Genomic DNA, 713 nt, shown 5'->3' with positions numbered 1-713 from the left:
CTCCATTCCCGACGCGGGGTTGCTGATCTCCGCCTTCGCCATCGGCATGGTGGTCGGCGCGCCGCTGCTCGCCCTCACCACGCTGCGCTGGCCGCGCCGCACCGCGCTCGTCGCGCTCCAGGCCGTCTTCATCGCCGCGCACGTGGTGGGCGCGCTCGCGCCCGGTTACGGGGTGCTGTTCGCGACCCGCGTCATCAGCGCGCTCGTCTACGCCGGCTGCTGGGGCGTGGCCCTGGCCGCGGCGGTCAGCCTCGCGCCGGCGGGCGCCACCGGCCGGGCCGTCGCCACGGTGGCCGGCGGCCTCACGCTCGCGACCATCGTGGGCGTCCCGGCCGGCACGCTGCTCGGCCAGTACGCGGGGTGGCGGGCCGCGTTCTGGGCGGTGGCCGTCGCGACGCTGGTCAGCCTGGTCTGCACGGTGTTCGCCGTCCCCGCCGGGCGCGGCACGCACGTCCCCGCCGGCTCCGCCCGCGCCGAGCTGCGCGGCATGGCCAGGTCGCACCTGTGGCTCTCGTACGCGATCACGGCGTTCACCTTCGGCGCGGTCATCGTCACCTTCAGCTATCTGGCGTCGCTGCTGACGGAGGTGAGCGGGCTCGCCGAAGGCTGGGTGCCGGCCGTGCTGGCGCTGTTCGGGGTCGGCGGGTTGCTGGGCATCGCGGTCGGCGGCCGACTGGCCGAGGCGTACCCGCTGCGCACGCTCGGGTGGGGGC

1 protein-coding gene is annotated in these 713 nt (G+C 76.3%); it reads left to right on the top strand.

Features of this window, described 5'->3' with window-relative positions:
* On the top strand, positions 1–713 hold a 713-nt coding region (locus KUM32_RS36255), incomplete at both ends, for an MFS transporter (protein WP_217146151.1).

This window comes from Streptomyces sp. AC627_RSS907 (assembly GCF_019049165.1).
This window is presented reverse-complemented; position numbering and strand designations above follow the sequence as displayed.